Here is a 14,668-nt window from a genome sequence, read left to right as displayed (position 1 = left end):
AAACCTGTGTTTGGGTTTCGGCTGTCGGGAGGGAAAGGAATTTTGCAAAGGTCTCAAGCCGTCTTTTTCTATTTTAGTCAGCTTGTGACCGTAATAGCGGTTGCCGTTCCTGCTTACCGCAACGGCAGCCTCACGGTGTAATCCGTATCCTCCGACATTCAGCCCCGAAACATCATATTCATAACCCTGAATATCGCTGTCCTTAGCCAAATCCTCGTATTGCCAAGCATTTTTTGACCTTATTCGAACCTTTGCGGCAGACGGTTTTAATGAACCGGTCTCATCCTGAAATCCGGCCGGTTTTGCCGTACCCGCTTAGGCATTCAATCGCAAAGTTATTCAAACTTTATACCCGATACCGTTTCAAAATAAACAAGATTCCTGATTGCTGCTATTTTTCTCAATATCGGAAAGGCGTTGGCTTTTCCAGCGCGTTTTTGTACGTCCAATTCTACGGACAGGCTGTTTTTGAAAAGGACTCATCCGGCTTGCTCAAACGCCGGATAAACGCTGCCCGGGTATTTCAGACGGCGTTTTCATTCCACCGCCGTGTCCGTCCGAATGGCTTTTTCTGTCTGCGCAATCAGCCCGTGCGGCTTGTCTTGAACGAACAAAAATGCCGTCTGAAACCTGAAAACAGGGCTTCAGACGGCATTTTGTCCTGAAAGGCTGTTCAAATCAGCGGTGGTAATTCGGTGCTTCTTTGGTAATTTGAACGTCGTGAACGTGCGATTCGCTCATACCTGCGGAAGTGATTTCCACAAATTCGGCTTTTTCGTGCATTTCGACAATATTGGCGCAACCCAAATAACCCATACTGGAACGCAAACCGCCGGTCAGTTGGTGGATGATGTTCACAATCGGACCTTTGTAAGGAACGCGGCCTTCGATGCCTTCGGGGACGTATTTGTCGGTGCTGTCGGTTTTGTCTTGGAAATAGCGGTCGGCAGAACCTTGGCTCATCGCGCCTAAGGAACCCATACCGCGATAGGATTTGTACGAGCGGCCTTGGTAGAGTTCAATTTCGCCCGGCGCTTCTTCCGTGCCGGCAAACATACCGCCGAGCATGACGCTGTACGCGCCTGCGGCGAGGGCTTTGGCGATGTCGCCGGAGAAGCGGATGCCGCCGTCGGCAATCAGCGGAACGCCCGTGCCTTTGAGGGCTTCGGCAACGTTGTGAATGGCGGTCAGTTGCGGCACGCCCACGCCTGCCACGATACGGGTGGTGCAAATCGATCCCGGGCCGATACCGACTTTGACGGCATCCGCACCGGCGGCGACCAAATCCAATGCGGCTTTGGCAGTGGCGATGTTGCCGCCGATGACTTGGATGTGCGGATAGGTTTCTTTGACCCAACGTACGCGGTCGATCACGCCTTGGCTGTGCCCGTGGGCGGTATCGACGACAATCACGTCAACGCTGGCTTCGACCAAGGCTTTGACGCGCTCGTCGGTGTCGCCGCCGGTGCCGACTGCCGCACCGACACGCAGACGGCCTTCGGAATCTTTGTTGGCATTGGGAAATTCGGTGGTTTTTAAAATATCTTTGACGGTAATCAGACCTTTGAGTTCGTCTTTTTCGTTCAGAACCAAAACGCGTTCGACTTTGTGCGTGTGCATCAGTTCGCGCGCTTCGTCTATGCTTGTGCCTTCGGGGACGGTAACCAGACGTTCGCGCGGGGTCATAATGGCAGATACGGGCAAATCGACGCGGTTTTCAAAACGTAGGTCGCGGTTGGTTACGATGCCGACGACTTTGCCGTTTTCAACGACGGGCAGGCCGGACATTTTGCGTTTGCGCTGCGCGCGCATTTCCAATACTTCGCGGATGAGCGTCGTCGGTGCAACGGTTACAGGGTCTTTGACCACGCCGCTTTCGTGGCGTTTTACTTTGGAAACGGCGCGCGCCTGCATTTCGGGCGTCATGTTTTTATGGATGATGCCGATGCCGCCTTCCTGTGCCATCGAAATGGCGAGGCGCGCCTCGGTAACGGTATCCATCGCGGCGGAAAGCAGGGGGAGGTTGAGCGTGATTTCGCGGGTGAGCTTAGTTTGAAGTTTAACGTCTCGCGGCAGCACGGTTGAGTGTGCGGGAACCAACAAAACATCGTCGAAAGTATAGGCTTTTTCTACGATACGCATAATGCTCGGTCTTTCAGTTTGTGCAAGATGCACGGCATTATAGCACGTTACCGTCGGCTTGACAGTTTATCAGGTTTAATTTTGGTCCCCTTTGAATAGCCCGGTTTTCCTTTGCCGACCACTGTTGCTCCCGTTCTTTCAATTTCAGGGAAAGCTTTTTTCTAATTTTTGGTAAGTGGCTCAGTTATTGAAGCCTTATATCGGGCGGTAACTTCCAGCACAAAAAAACGGAGTAGTTCTTTATTTATTTTTTCCTTTAATTTTCAGTATATTAAATTAATATTTCGAGGGTAACATATCTGCTAATCTAGTACAGCCCCATATATTATAGATTCAATTGAAAAATAACAGATTCAACTGTACCTTTCTTATACCTGATTTCTTTAAAGTTTTTCCCATTGTCAAAACTATAAAAAAGTCTCTCTTCCTCACCAGAATATCCCATTTCTAATACTAAACAATCTATTTCACAATTACCCCCTCCACTCATATATGTAGTATCAATAGAAAATATATTGCATAATTCCAGAGAATTATATTTATCTATATCAAATAGTTGTTCTCCAAAATCTAAACCATTGTTTCCACCTGCATAATACTTCTCTTCAAAGGATGATTTCAAACTATTAAAAACTGTATTTAGCGTAAAATATCCATATGGGCATATCTTAGGATATATATTCTCTCCTATTATTATCTGAATTTTTCCATAAATAAAACCATTACATTCAGAGTTTTCTTCCCATAAAATCCCAAATTTTCTTGTTGAGTCCATAATAATATTCATATAAATCCTTATATTAATAAATTATTTACAATATCCCCCGCTTTCAGACGGCATACGGCGTGGCGGCGGAATGCCGTCTGAAGGCGGGCGTTATGATAGTTGTTCCAGCAGCGTCTGCTTCAATGAGGACTGGATTTTTGGGTTTTTCAGGTCTAGGCTGAAAACGGTAAAACTGTCTTCGACGCGTTCATCCAGCGTGGAGATTTTGGCGTAGCGCAGGCTGACGTTGTGGGCGAAGAAGACTTCCGCCATATCGGCGAGCAGGAAAGGGCGGTTGACGGCGGTGATTTCGACGGAGTACCAGTCGGGGTAGTCTTCTTCGGGGGTGATGGTGATGCTTGGCGCGATCGGCATATAGCGGCTGCGGCGGCTGATGCGGCGGCTGTGGCTGGAGGTTTCGGCAACGGTGTGTCCGTGGATAAAGCTGTTAAGTTCGGCTTCGAGCGCGCTTTGGATGTCGGGGTAGTCTTCGGGGGCGTGTTGTGAGGGGATTTGCACGATGAAGGTGTCGAGGATGTAGTCGTGTTCGGTGATAAAGGCGCGGGCGGCGAGAATGTCGAAGCCGTGGCGGCTGAAGATACGGCAGAGGCGGGCGAACAGGCGCGGGCCGTTGGGCATGAAGACCATGACTTGAAAGCTGTCGCTTTTGAACAGGATGCGGCTGCGGACGATGGGGGTTTCAAAGTCGTGTACAAGGTTTGCGGCGTGCCACAGAATTTCGCGCGACTGATGGCGGGCAAAATAGGCGGAACCGAGCGCGTTCCATAGCTTTTTCTGCTGTTTTTCGGGGACGGCGGCACGGGTGAGCAATTCGGCGGCTTCTTGTTGGCGGCGGCTGAAGAGGGCGTGCGGGTTGCCGCCGTTGCCTGCGAGGTAGCGGCCGGCGGCATGGAACAGGCTTTCCAACAGGCTGGCGCGCCATGCGTTCCACAGTTTGGGATTGGTGCCGCGTATGTCGGAAATGGTCAGAAGGTAGAGTGCGCTGAGGCGTTCGTGGGTTTGCACGCGTTTGCAGAAGGCATCGAGTACGTCGGGGTCTTGGATGTCTTCTTTTTGGGCGACGGTGGACATAAGAAGATGATTTTCGACCAGCCAGGCGAGCAGGTCGCTTTCTTCTTTGGTCAGGAAGTGGTCGGCGGCAAATTGGCGTGTGTCCACGATGCCTTGTATGGCATGGTCGCCGCCGCGTCCTTTGGCGATGTCGTGGAAGAAGGCAGCGAGATAGAGGATGTCTTTTTTTTCAAAGGACTGCATCAGCGCGGAGGCGTAGGGCAGCTCGTGGCTGTGCATATCCAAGGCGAGGCGGCGGACGTTGCGAACGACGGCGAGGATGTGGTCGTCCACAGGATAAATGTGGAACAGGTCATGCTGGAGCAGACCGACGATTTTTTCCCACGCGGGCAGATAGCGGCCCAACACGCCGTAGAGGTTGAGAAAGCGCAGGGTTTGGGTCAGTCCGTTGCCGCTGCGGAAAAAGCCGGCGAAGCGGCGGCGGTTTTCGGGATTTAGGTAGAAGCTGCGGTTGATTTTGCGCGTCGCGCCCCACCAGGCGCGCAGGGTTTGTGGTTCGAGCGTGGTAATGTCGTTGCGCTGCTGCATGATTTCGACGATTTTGAAAATGTGTTCGGGCTGCCTCAAAAAAATATCGGTGTGCCGCGCGGCAATTTGGTTGTTGACTTGGATGTAGTCGTCGTCAATCCGCAGGGTAACGCGCATCGGCGTGGAAGAAACGCGGCTTTGCAGCATAGGCGTGAGGATGCCGCTCAGTTGTTTGACGGTTTTAATCGCACGGTAAAACACGCGCATCAGTTCTTCGCTTTGACGGCGGAGGTTCAAGCCTTGATAACCCATACTTTCGGCGACTTGCGGCTGCAAATCGAACAGCAGGCGGTCTTCGGCGCGCTTGGCGTTTAAATGCAGATGGATGCGGATGTGGGCGAGGCGGCGGTAGCCGTGTGAAAGCATACCGGCTTCAGTGCGCGTCAGAATGCCTTGTTTGACCAGCGCAGGCAGGTTGGTCGCCAAGCCTTGCGCCTTCGCTATCCAAAGCAGGGTGTGGATGTCGCGCAGACCGCCCGGACAGCTTTTGATATTCGGCTCCAATACTGCCCCCGAACCTTGCGATTTGGCGTGGCGGTGTTCCATCTCCACCAGTTTTGCCTCGACAAACGCCGCCACATTGCGCTGCGCGTTCATTTTTTCCGCCAGTTTATCCACCGTTTGGCGGTTGCCAAACAAAAACCTAGCCTCTAAAAACGCTGTGTCCCCCGTAATATCATTGCGCACGCTTTCGCACAGTTCGTCAATGCCGCCGCTTTTTACAGACGGCATCAGTTTGCAGTCCCACAGGGTTTGGACAAACCGGGCAATCTGTTCCTGAATGCCGTCTGAAAGTGGGGCAGGGGAGACAACCGCCAAATCCACATCCGAACAGGGATACAGTTCGCCGCGCCCGAAGCCGCCCACCGCCATCAGACATAACGCGCTGTTTTGAAAATGTTCTGCCCACAATGCCGCCAGTAAGGTTTCGACTGCCGCCGTATATTCTCTAAAAAATACCGACACGCGGTTGGCTTTCAAATAATGCGCTTCGGCAGCATCGCGCTGCTGTTTGAAGGTTTCCAGTGCTGAAGACAGGTTTGCAGGCATTTTTATTCTTTCGATTGGCGGGAAAAAGGGAGGCGGATGGTTCGGCAGTCAAATACCGCTTTCAGACGGCATTTGTCGGGTATCGGCGGAATTGGTCATCAGGTTCAACCGTTCCTGCGGCGGCAGCAGCAACTGATACGCCGCCACGCCCAAAGCCGCCGCCATTTTTTCGATATTCGACAGGGCGATGTTCCAGCGTTTGCGCTCGACTGCCGACACATAAGTCCTGTCCAAACCGCATTGCCGCGCCAATTCTTCTTGCGACCAGCCCTTGTTCACGCGGAAAAGCCGCATATTGTATGCCAATACCGCCCGCAAATCCTGTTCGTCAGGCAGTTCGGCAGGCAGAGTCAATTTGTTGCCCATCATTTGTTTCCGGATAAATGGTTAAATTTAAGCATTTGCTGTTACGGATTTTACTTCACATGAAAGCCAAAAAAAAGGGGTGGCGGCAGCCACACCCAAACACACACACATCAAGAGGAAAGAGGTAAAATCAAGACGGATTGGGAAACAGCAAACAAGCAATCTAGATTTCATATCGGTATTATCAAACAAAAACCGTTATCGAGTATTGATTCAAATCAATTTAGATTTGATTCGCAAACCGGCAAAGAAAAACGGCATACCCGTTTATACGGATATGCCGTCTGATGATGCAGGGGACTGCTGTATTTGGCAGTGGTTTGTGTTTTAGTCCTCTTGCGCCGCTGTTTGCAGGTAGTTCGGCAAACCAATTTTGCCGATCAGTTCCTGCTGGGTTTCGAGCCAGTCGATGTGTTCTTCGTTGGTGTCTTTTTGTTTTTCCAACAAATCACGGCTGACATAATCCTGTTGCGCTTCTGCCACGGAAATTGCCGCAATCAATGCCTCATGTTTTTCTTTCTCTTTTTCCAAATCGCAGGCGATGATTTCTTCGGTGGACTCGCCAATCAGAAGCTTGCCCAGTTCTTGCAGGTTCGGCAGGCCTTCGAGGAACAGAATACGCTCGATCAAATCGTCGGCAGCTTTCATTTCAACGATGGACTGTTTGAAGAAATGTTCGCCCAGTTCTTCAAAGCCCCAGTTTTTCAAAATACGGGCGTGAAGGAAATATTGGTTGATGGTTATCAGCAGCAAGCCTAAGTTTTTGTTCAGCTCGCGGATAACCAAACGGTCGCCTTTCATACGGACTCCTTTTATTCCGAATACGGATTACAGTTGGCTTTGGTAGTAGTTGCCTTCGCCAATCAGCTCGATTAGGCGAAGCTGCTGTTCCAGCCAGTGGGCGTGGTCTTCTTCGGTATCTTTCAGTTGGGCAACCATCAGGTCGCGCGTAACATAGTCTTGAGCCTCTTCGCACAGTTTGATGCCTTTTTTCAACGCATCACGTACTTCATATTCGGTTTGCAGGTCGGCTTTGAGGCAGGAAATCACGTCTGTGCCAATATTCAGTTCGGCGCGTGCCATTTTCGGCGTACCGCCCAACATCAGGATGCGTCGGATGAAGTCTTCGGCGTGTGTGGTTTCTTCTTCCATCTCGTGATTGAGACGTTCGAACAATTTGCTGTATCCCCATTCGGAGTAGAGGCGGGAGTGGATGAAGTATTGATCGCGTGCCGCCAGCTCGCCGGACAACAATTCGTTCATATAATCTAAAACTGCTTGATTGCCTTGCATAATATCTCTCTTTCCGTAACTTGGTTTTCGGTATGTCTGAACAGCATCTGTATCGCTATTCGGGATGCGTGCATTGTATGCAAAAGTTTTTGATATGACAAATTTTCTATTTAAAATACAAACAATTATCAAAAGAGATAGGATGGATTTGCTGATGCTTTCCAAATCAATGCTCTGTTTCTTATCGGTTTTTTTTGCTGCTAAAACTAAGAATCCATCTCATCAATAAAGAACATTTACACTTATTAACCATAGCAAAAAACAAATAGAGCACGGTTTTTTATCAAAATTTATAATGAATCGTTCTCATTAACTGACAGATTCTTTTGAGATTATCGGATTCGGAGAATAAATCATGCCGTCTGAAAGGCTTTCAGACGGCATGGGCGGCTAACGCGGGTGCGGCTTGCGCCAAACGGCGCGGCAGGCGCAGGGAATCGTTCTTCACTTTGGCGCGGTGTTCCGAGTTTAATGATGCCCGCAACCGCCGTGGCTTTCGCGTAAGGCTTCCGCCGCCTGTTCGTCGGCATGATAACTTGAACGTACCATCGCACCGATGGCGGCATTGGTAAAGCCCAGTTCGTATGCTTCTTTTTCAAATATTTTGAATTGTTCGGGCGTAACGTAGCGCAAGACAGGCAAGTGGCCGTCTGAAGGCTGGAGATATTGTCCGATGGTAATCATCTCGATATTGTGCGCCCGCATATCGCGCATAATTTCGCGCACGTCTTCGTCTGTTTCGCCCAAGCCGACCATGATGCCGGATTTGGTCGGGATATGCGGCATCATTTCTTTATAACGTTTTAATAAGTCTAAAGAATGTTGATAATTGGCGCCGGGACGGGCTTTTTTATACAGGCTAGGATGGGTTTCTAGGTTGTGGTTCATCACGTCGGGCGGGGTTTCGGCAAGGATTTTCAGTGCGATGTCCAAGCGGCCTCGGAAGTCGGGGACGAGGATTTCGATTTTGGTGTTCGGACTGGTCTCGCGGATGGCTTTGATGCAGTCGGCGAAGTGTTGGGCGCCTCCGTCGCGCAGGTCGTCGCGGTCAACCGAGGTGATGACGACGTAACGCAGGTTCATGGCTTTAACGGATTCTGCGAGGTTTCTCGGTTCGTCGGGGTCGAGCATATTGGGCCGACCGTGTCCCACGTCGCAGAATGGGCAGCGGCGGGTGCAGATGTCACCCATAATCATGAAGGTCGCCGTGCCTTTGCTGAAGCATTCGCCGATGTTGGGGCAGGAGGCTTCCTCGCAAACGGTGTGCATCTTTTGTTCGCGCAAAATGTCTTTGATTTCAAAGAATTTGCGCGATGGGAGTTTGGCGCGTATCCATTCGGGCTTTTTCAGTTTTTCCTGAAGGGGGACGACTTTGATGGGGATGCGGGCGGTTTTGTCCGCGCCTTTGAGTTTGATGCCGCGTTTGGGATCGTCGGTTTTGATTTCACTCATTGTTATCTGCTTTCGGTGTGAGTTGTGTTTTAAGATGTGTGGTCAGCTTGGTGGCGACTTCGTCCGGCGTGGGGCAGGGTTGGACAAAATCCGCGATTTGCGTCATTTCCATACCGGCGTAGCCGCAGGGGTTGATGTGGGTAAACGGGCTTAAATCCATATTGACGTTGAGCGCAAGGCCGTGATAGACGGAACCTCCTTTGATACGCAGCCCCAGCGAGGCGATTTTGCGTTCGCCGACATAAACGCCGGGGCGTTTGGGGTCTGCTGCCGCTTCGATGCCGTATTCCGCCAATGTGGCGATGATGCTGTTTTCAAGCGCGGAAACGATGTTGCGGACGCTGGTTTTGCGCCGTTTGAAATCAATCATCGTATAAACGACCAATTGCCCGGGCCCGTGATAGGTAATCTGTCCGCCCCGGTCAATCTGGATAACGGGAATGTCGTCGCGGATCAGCAGGTGTTCTGGTTTTCCCGCCAGCCCTTGTGTGAACACGGGGGGGTGCTCGACAACCCACAGTTCGTCTTCGGTGTCGGCATTCCGTCCGGCATTAAAGGTTTTCATCGCCTCGAAAGTCGGCAGATATTCGACCAAACCTTTATGTATGATTTTCATCTCAAAGTACCACTTTGACCAGTTCGTGCGAAGTCAGCGCGCGGTAGATATTGTCAAGTTGTTCTTGGTTTTCAACCTTTACCTGAACGGTGGCGCCGGTATAGTTACCTTTGCTGCTGGGACGCGTGGTGATGTGGTGTGCCTGCGTGTCGGGGGCGTGGAGGCGGACGGTGTCCAATACCGCCTGCTCGAACTCGGGATGCACCGCGCCCATCACTTTTAATGGGAAGGTGCAGGGAAATTCGATGAGGGATGTTTTGTTTTTTTGTTCGGTCATGATGTGCTGCCTTATCGTGTACGGTATGCCGTCTGAAGGCAGGTTTGCCTTTCAGACGGCATCGGATGTGCGTTATTTTAGCCTAAACCGCGATAACAGGCTATCGGGAAGGAGGGGGTTTTATCTGCGATATAACCCATTCTGCTATAATAATGATGAAAATGGTTTCCGGACGGGTTGTTATGTATCAGAGAAAAAAGCAGAGTATCAAACCCTGGGTTGGTGCGGTGGTGTTCCTTACGGTCTTGATATGGCTGGCTTTCGCACTTGGCGACACACTGGCTCCCTTTGCGGTTGCGGCAGTGTTGGCGTATGTGTTGGATCCTTTGGTCGAATGGTTGCAGAAAAAAGGTTTCAACCGTGCCGTTGCTTCAATGACTGTAATGATTTTTGCCTTGCTGATGCTTGCCGCGCTGCTTTTGATTATTGTCCCTATGCTGGTCGGACAGTTCAACAGCATGGTATCCCGTTTGCCCCAACTTGCAGGTTTTATGCAAAATACGCTGTTGCCGCTGTTGAAAGACACTGTGGGCAATTATGTGGAAATCGATCAGGCATCCGTTATCGCGTGGCTTCAGGCGCATACGGGCGAGTTGAGCAACGCGCTTAAGGCGTGGTTTCCCGTTTTGATGAGGCAGAGCAGCAATATCGTCAGCAGTATCGGCAATCTGATGCTGCTGCCCTTGCTGCTTTACTATTTCCTGCTGGATTGGCAGCGGTGGTCGTGCGGCATAAGTAAACTGGTTCCGAGGCGTTTTGCCGATACTTATACCCGTATTACAGGTAATTTGAACGAGGTATTGGGCGAATTCTTACGTGGTCAGCTTCTGGTGATGCTGATTATGGGCTTGGTTTACGGCTTGGGGCTGGTGCTGGTCGGGCTGGATTCGGGGTTTGCCATCGGTATGCTTGCCGGTATTTTGGTATTTGTCCCTTATCTCGGTGCGTTTACGGGATTACTGCTTGCCACCGTTGCCGCCTTGCTCCAATTTGCTTCGTGGAACGGCATCTTAGCTGTCTGGGCGGTTTTTGCCGTCGGCCAGTTTCTCGAAAGTTTTTTCATTACGCCGAAAATCGTGGGAGACCGTATCGGCCTGTCGCCGTTTTGGGTTATCTTTTCCCTGATGGCATTCGGACAACTGATGGGCTTTGTCGGAATGTTGGCAGGATTACCTTTGGCTGCCGTAACATTGGTATTGCTGCGTGAGGGTGTCCAGAAATATTTTGCCAGCAGTTTTTATCTGAACAGGTAAGGCATTGACGAAGTATAAAGTTTCCGAAGGGGATATTTTGTTTTTATCCGAAAATGCAGTATGGATACCTGTAGTCCGCTTCCGTTATCAAATAAGGGGACGGGGATATAAATATATTTTTGAGATTTTGGATTTGGATAAAAATGCCGTCTGAACCTTTCCGACAAGGTTCAGACGGCATTTTTTATATCTATTGATTGGGATATTTATTGGGAAGCTTTACCCTTGTCGAGGATTTTCATCCCGGCAGAAATCAGGCTGCCGATGTCGGCAACATTGGCGGGCATAATCAGCGTATTGCTTTCTTTGGCAAGATTGTTGAACGCGGCGACGTATTGTTCCGCAATCTTCAGATTGACCGCATCCGCCCCGCCTTGGGTTTGAAGGGCGGCGGCAATTTGACGGATGGCTTCGGCATTGGCTTCGGCAACCAGGCGCAGGGATTCCGCTTCGCCTTTGGCGCGGTTGATGCGGGCGATTTTCTCGGCATTTGACGCATTGACCGCGGCTTGGGCCTCGCCTTCGGATTGTTGGATTTCGGCTTCGCGCTGACCACTGGCAAGGTTGATTTGTTCGATTTTACGACCTTCGGATTCGGCGATGCGGGCGCGTTTTTCGCGTTCGGCGGTAATTTGCGCCTGCATCGCGCGCAAAATTTCCTGCGGCGGCACCAAGTCTTTAATCTCATAACGCAAAACCTTCACGCCCCAAGCCCCGGCCGCTTCGTCCAAAGCCGCAACAACAGTGCTGTTGATTTCGTCGCGTTCTTCAAACGTTTTGTCCAACTCCATACGTCCGATAACGGAACGCAGCGTCGTTTGGGCAAGCTGGGTAATCGCCATAATGTAGTTGCTCGAACCGTATGAGGCGAGTTTGGGATCGGTTACTTGAAAATAGATGATGCCGTCAACCGTAAGCTGGGTGTTGTCGCGCGTGATGCAGACCTGGCTGGGTACGTCTAAAGGGATTTCTTTCAGCGAATGACGGTAGGCGACGCGGTCGATAAAGGGAATCAAAATATTCAAACCGGCCGTCAGGGCGCGATGGAAACGCCCGAGCCTTTCGACAACGTGGACTTCCTGCTGGGGGATGACGACAAAGGATTTGAAGCCGAAAACAACGACGGCTGCCAACAAGATAATGAAAAATTCCATAATTCCTCCGAGTGTTAAGGGTTTGCGATGATAAGAAGGTTGCCTTCCTTGCGGACGATTAGGGCGCGAGTTCCTGGTTCAAGCTCTTCTTGCCCCGTATTTTGAGCCTGCCAGTGCGTACCGCGATAAAAAACTTCGTAACGGTTGCCGCCTGTGTGTCGGAGGATTTCGGCATATTGTCCGGCATCCAAATCCTGATATGAATCCGTTTCAACTTTTCCCACGGCGGTTTTGGCGTGTACGAACCAAATACCCAGCGCGGAAAGCAGAGCAGCGGTCAAGACGGCGGCAGGTGTGCTGCCGGTCAGTCCGTAGATAATGCCCGAACCCGCCAAAGCTGCACTGACAACCAGAAGATAAACCGTTCCCGTCAATAATTCGATGATTAAGACGGCAACAGCAGCAACAAACCATACAGTCATACATTTCCCCACAAAGCGCGTCGTTTGACAAAATCACGCGATATCAGCAGTATAGCCGAATTTGAAAGGATAGGGCAGATATGGATACTTGGCACGATGCACTGGGCAACGAAAAACGGCAACCGTATTTTCAGGAAATTTTAAATGCAGTCAGGCAGGAACGTTTGTCGGGACAAATCATCTATCCGCCGACGGCGGATGTGTTCAACGCATTCCGCCTGACAGCGTTCGACCGGGTCAAAGCCGTCATTCTCGGACAAGATCCGTATCACGGGGCAGGGCAGGCGCACGGTTTGGCATTTTCCGTCCGGCAGGGTGTCCGCATACCGCCGTCTTTACTCAATATCTACAAAGAATTGGAAACCGACATCGAAGGCTTTTCCATACCCGCGCACGGCTGCCTGACAGCGTGGGCGGAGCAGGGCGTATTACTTCTGAACACGGTTTTGACGGTGCGTGCAGGACAGGCGCATTCGCACGCCTTTTTAGGCTGGGAACGCTTTACCGATACCGTCATCAGGCAGCTTGCGACACACCGCAAGCATCTTGTCTTTATGCTGTGGGGCGGGTATGCACAACAAAAAAGGAAACTGATAGACAGTCAAAACCATTTGATATTGACCGCGCCGCATCCGTCTCCTCTGTCGGCATATCGCGGTTTTTTCGGCTGCCGACATTTTTCACAGGCAAACAGCTATTTGAGCCGACACAGTATCGATCCGATAAACTGGAAGCTGTGAATGCCGTCTGAATGCCAAGTTGCTTAAATCCCGCTTAAGGCTGCTTTTGAAACCGGAAACAAAGTGATTAAGAAAAACCGGCCCATAATGCAAAACCGTCTGAATCCTAGGGTTCAGACGGCATTCAAGCGTCAAAGTTACCGTTACAAACCCGATTATCTGATTATGAACACAGGCTACGCGCTGATTTCAGGCATTTCAGACGGCATTATTATGGGGACGGCTGATGTATTAAAAGCCAGCCAAGTCATGCCTAAAGCCAAAATCATCACCGTACACATGGATACCGTGAATCATACCGCCGTCAGCCGCGCCGACATGCGTAAATTTATACGCGGTCAAGGCATTGAAAGCCGTGTGAACGTTCCGGAAGACGGAGAAATCCTGAAACTGGATTGATAAACGACACATTACCCTAAGCAGCCTGCACCTTGTTTTGCAAAGTGCAGGCTGCTTTCAGACGACCTCAAAAGCAGCCTGCACTTTAAAATTCCGAGTTGCGCCATCCGCCCTCACTTCCCGCCCGCAATCATCTCTTGCTGTCGCGCCACAATTTTTGCCGCCATTTCCAAAAACAACTTTTGTTCGCCTGCCGACAAATCCGACAAAGCCGTTTGGTTGAGGGCTTTGGCAATTTCCGTGGACTGCTGTTGCAAGGCACGAGCTTGCTCCGTCAGCATAATCAGGCGGCTGCGTGCATCGTCGGGATTCGGTTCGCGCGTAATCAAGCCGTCACGCTCCATCCGCGCCAAGGTGTTGGCAATCGTTGCCTGCTTCAAATCGGCGCGTTCCACCAATTCCTGCTGGCTCAAACCGTCTTTCTGCCACAGTTCCAGCAATATCGGAAATTGCGCGGGGGCGATGCCCAAAGGCTTTAAACCTTCGCCCAATAAAATGGCAAATTGGCGGGCAATGTGGTTCATCAGATAGCCTGCCGATTCAGTTTTGAAAACTTCGTCCACTTTGTTTCCTTTAAAATCAGATTGTTGCGGATTATATCACAAATATAGCTTGCTATCTTAATTCATAGCACGCTATACTTGTTGCAACTTAATAGCTTGCTATCTAAATACTTTCAGACGACCTCTCTTAAATGTTCAAGAACTGCAATACTTTAAAGAAGGTTTTCCTATCTGTAAGCCATACCGAAATCCGACTAACCCTTTATTCAAGAGAAAGCATCATGAAACCCGACACTTTGCAAAGCTACGGCTCAACAACCCGCTTCCTGCATTGGACAATGGCAGCTTGCTACCTGTTTATGTTCGCTACCGCCATTGCGTGGAATATCGACGAAAACCTGAAATTTCTAATCAATCCGCACAAAGCAGTCGGAATCCTGCTGCTGATATTGTCTGTTTGGCGCGTAGGGAGGGGAATCCGCCAACGTAAAAACCGCCCCACCAACACTGCCGTCACCAAATTGGGGCATTGGGCGATGTATGCCCTGATGCTCGCTGTTCCCGCCGCAGGCATTGCCCGTCAAATCGGCAATGGCGGAGAAATTCACGGCACGC

The 14,668-nt window shown here is 50.6% G+C and carries 15 protein-coding genes and 2 pseudogenes; 4 read left to right on the top strand and 13 right to left on the bottom strand.

Annotated features, from left to right (window positions below; all coding sequences use genetic code 11):
• The 10 genes and pseudogenes from KEM39_RS12075 to KEM39_RS09345 form a co-directional block, all read right to left on the bottom strand.
• A pseudogene (locus tag KEM39_RS12075) lies at positions 1 to 216 on the bottom strand (hypothetical protein); the annotation flags it as partial.
• 462 nt (positions 217 to 678) lie between these two features.
• The gene (gene guaB, locus KEM39_RS09385) at positions 679 to 2,142 is read right to left on the bottom strand and encodes an IMP dehydrogenase (RefSeq protein ID WP_118998021.1); all 1,464 of its coding nucleotides are present in this window, start codon (positions 2,140 to 2,142) and stop codon (positions 679 to 681) included.
• Positions 2,143 to 2,467: 325 nt separating this feature from the next.
• Entirely contained in the window at positions 2,468 to 2,929 is a 462-nt protein-coding gene (locus tag KEM39_RS09380) for a hypothetical protein (protein WP_002242648.1), read from the bottom strand.
• A gap of 90 nt (positions 2,930 to 3,019) precedes the next feature.
• The gene (gene glnD / locus KEM39_RS09375; RefSeq protein WP_211709881.1) at positions 3,020 to 5,578 is read right to left on the bottom strand and encodes a [protein-PII] uridylyltransferase; all 2,559 of its coding nucleotides are present in this window, start codon (positions 5,576 to 5,578) and stop codon (positions 3,020 to 3,022) included.
• Positions 5,579 to 5,626: 48 nt separating this feature from the next.
• Positions 5,627 to 5,947, bottom strand: a complete 321-nt coding sequence (locus KEM39_RS09370; RefSeq protein ID WP_003710267.1) for a helix-turn-helix domain-containing protein — start codon at positions 5,945 to 5,947, stop codon at positions 5,627 to 5,629.
• A 324-nt stretch (positions 5,948 to 6,271) separates the two neighbouring features.
• Positions 6,272 to 6,745: a bacterioferritin gene (gene bfr, locus KEM39_RS09365; protein WP_118998018.1), complete on the bottom strand. Its 474-nt coding sequence runs from the start codon at positions 6,743 to 6,745 to the stop codon at positions 6,272 to 6,274.
• 27 nt (positions 6,746 to 6,772) lie between these two features.
• On the bottom strand, positions 6,773 to 7,237 hold the full coding sequence (gene bfr, locus KEM39_RS09360) for a bacterioferritin (RefSeq protein WP_118998017.1): 465 nt from the start codon (positions 7,235 to 7,237) through the stop codon (positions 6,773 to 6,775).
• A 468-nt stretch (positions 7,238 to 7,705) separates the two neighbouring features.
• Positions 7,706 to 8,689, bottom strand: a complete 984-nt coding sequence (gene lipA, locus KEM39_RS09355; RefSeq protein ID WP_118998016.1) for a lipoyl synthase — start codon at positions 8,687 to 8,689, stop codon at positions 7,706 to 7,708.
• Complete coding sequence (gene lipB, locus KEM39_RS09350) at positions 8,682 to 9,305, bottom strand: lipoyl(octanoyl) transferase LipB (RefSeq protein WP_118998015.1); 624 nt, start codon at positions 9,303 to 9,305, stop codon at positions 8,682 to 8,684. The genes lipA and lipB overlap by 8 nt, the downstream gene beginning before the upstream one ends.
• A gap of 1 nt (position 9,306) precedes the next feature.
• Positions 9,307 to 9,582, bottom strand: coding sequence for a YbeD family protein (locus KEM39_RS09345; RefSeq protein WP_002217171.1), 276 nt, complete (start codon positions 9,580 to 9,582; stop codon positions 9,307 to 9,309).
• A 182-nt stretch (positions 9,583 to 9,764) separates the two neighbouring features.
• On the opposite strand from KEM39_RS09345, the gene KEM39_RS09340 reads away from it, so the two are divergent.
• A complete protein-coding gene (locus KEM39_RS09340; RefSeq protein ID WP_118998029.1) occupies positions 9,765 to 10,835 on the top strand; it encodes an AI-2E family transporter in 1,071 nt (356 codons plus the stop codon).
• A gap of 206 nt (positions 10,836 to 11,041) precedes the next feature.
• Here the strand turns inward: KEM39_RS09340 and KEM39_RS09335 are convergent, their stop codons facing one another.
• Entirely contained in the window at positions 11,042 to 11,989 is a 948-nt protein-coding gene (locus KEM39_RS09335; RefSeq protein ID WP_118998014.1) for a stomatin-like protein, read from the bottom strand.
• Positions 11,990 to 12,003: 14 nt separating this feature from the next.
• Positions 12,004 to 12,411: an NfeD family protein gene (locus tag KEM39_RS09330; RefSeq protein ID WP_118998013.1), complete on the bottom strand. Its 408-nt coding sequence runs from the start codon at positions 12,409 to 12,411 to the stop codon at positions 12,004 to 12,006.
• An 80-nt stretch (positions 12,412 to 12,491) separates the two neighbouring features.
• Between KEM39_RS09330 and ung the strand changes: the two genes are divergently transcribed.
• Entirely contained in the window at positions 12,492 to 13,151 is a 660-nt protein-coding gene (gene ung / locus KEM39_RS09325) for a uracil-DNA glycosylase (RefSeq protein ID WP_118998012.1), read from the top strand.
• Positions 13,152 to 13,292: 141 nt separating this feature from the next.
• Positions 13,293 to 13,550: pseudogene (locus tag KEM39_RS09320) on the top strand (MBL fold metallo-hydrolase); the annotation flags it as partial.
• A gap of 113 nt (positions 13,551 to 13,663) precedes the next feature.
• Here the strand turns inward: KEM39_RS09320 and KEM39_RS09315 are convergent.
• Positions 13,664 to 14,113: a MarR family winged helix-turn-helix transcriptional regulator gene (locus tag KEM39_RS09315; protein ID WP_418030156.1), complete on the bottom strand. Its 450-nt coding sequence runs from the start codon at positions 14,111 to 14,113 to the stop codon at positions 13,664 to 13,666.
• A 221-nt stretch (positions 14,114 to 14,334) separates the two neighbouring features.
• Between KEM39_RS09315 and KEM39_RS09310 the strand changes: the two genes are divergently transcribed.
• Positions 14,335 to 14,668, top strand: a 334-nt coding sequence (locus KEM39_RS09310) for a cytochrome b/b6 domain-containing protein (protein ID WP_211709879.1), incomplete at its 3' end; no start/stop codon positions are given.

The sequence above is a fragment of the Neisseria sp. Marseille-Q1983 genome, from assembly GCF_018224585.1.
GTDB lineage: Bacteria > Pseudomonadota > Gammaproteobacteria > Burkholderiales > Neisseriaceae > Neisseria > Neisseria polysaccharea.
This window is presented reverse-complemented; position numbering and strand designations above follow the sequence as displayed.

Bases quoted from the DNA above. Each gene is read 5' to 3' on its own strand.
- guaB (WP_118998021.1), bottom strand. From the start codon at position 2,142: ATGCGTATCGTAGAAAAAGCCTATACTTTCGACGATGTTTTGTTGGTT.
- KEM39_RS09380 (WP_002242648.1), bottom strand. From the start codon at position 2,929: ATGAATATTATTATGGACTCAACAAGAAAATTTGGGATTTTATGGGAA.
- glnD (WP_211709881.1), bottom strand. From the start codon at position 5,578: ATGCCTGCAAACCTGTCTTCAGCACTGGAAACCTTCAAACAGCAGCGC.
- KEM39_RS09370 (WP_003710267.1), bottom strand. From the start codon at position 5,947: ATGATGGGCAACAAATTGACTCTGCCTGCCGAACTGCCTGACGAACAG.
- bfr (WP_118998018.1), bottom strand. From the start codon at position 6,745: ATGAAAGGCGACCGTTTGGTTATCCGCGAGCTGAACAAAAACTTAGGC.
- bfr (WP_118998017.1), bottom strand. From the start codon at position 7,237: ATGCAAGGCAATCAAGCAGTTTTAGATTATATGAACGAATTGTTGTCC.
- lipA (WP_118998016.1), bottom strand. From the start codon at position 8,689: ATGAGTGAAATCAAAACCGACGATCCCAAACGCGGCATCAAACTCAAA.
- lipB (WP_118998015.1), bottom strand. From the start codon at position 9,305: ATGAAAATCATACATAAAGGTTTGGTCGAATATCTGCCGACTTTCGAG.
- KEM39_RS09345 (WP_002217171.1), bottom strand. From the start codon at position 9,582: ATGACCGAACAAAAAAACAAAACATCCCTCATCGAATTTCCCTGCACC.
- KEM39_RS09340 (WP_118998029.1), top strand. From the start codon at position 9,765: ATGTATCAGAGAAAAAAGCAGAGTATCAAACCCTGGGTTGGTGCGGTG.
- KEM39_RS09335 (WP_118998014.1), bottom strand. From the start codon at position 11,989: ATGGAATTTTTCATTATCTTGTTGGCAGCCGTCGTTGTTTTCGGCTTC.
- KEM39_RS09330 (WP_118998013.1), bottom strand. From the start codon at position 12,411: ATGACTGTATGGTTTGTTGCTGCTGTTGCCGTCTTAATCATCGAATTA.
- ung (WP_118998012.1), top strand. From the start codon at position 12,492: ATGGATACTTGGCACGATGCACTGGGCAACGAAAAACGGCAACCGTAT.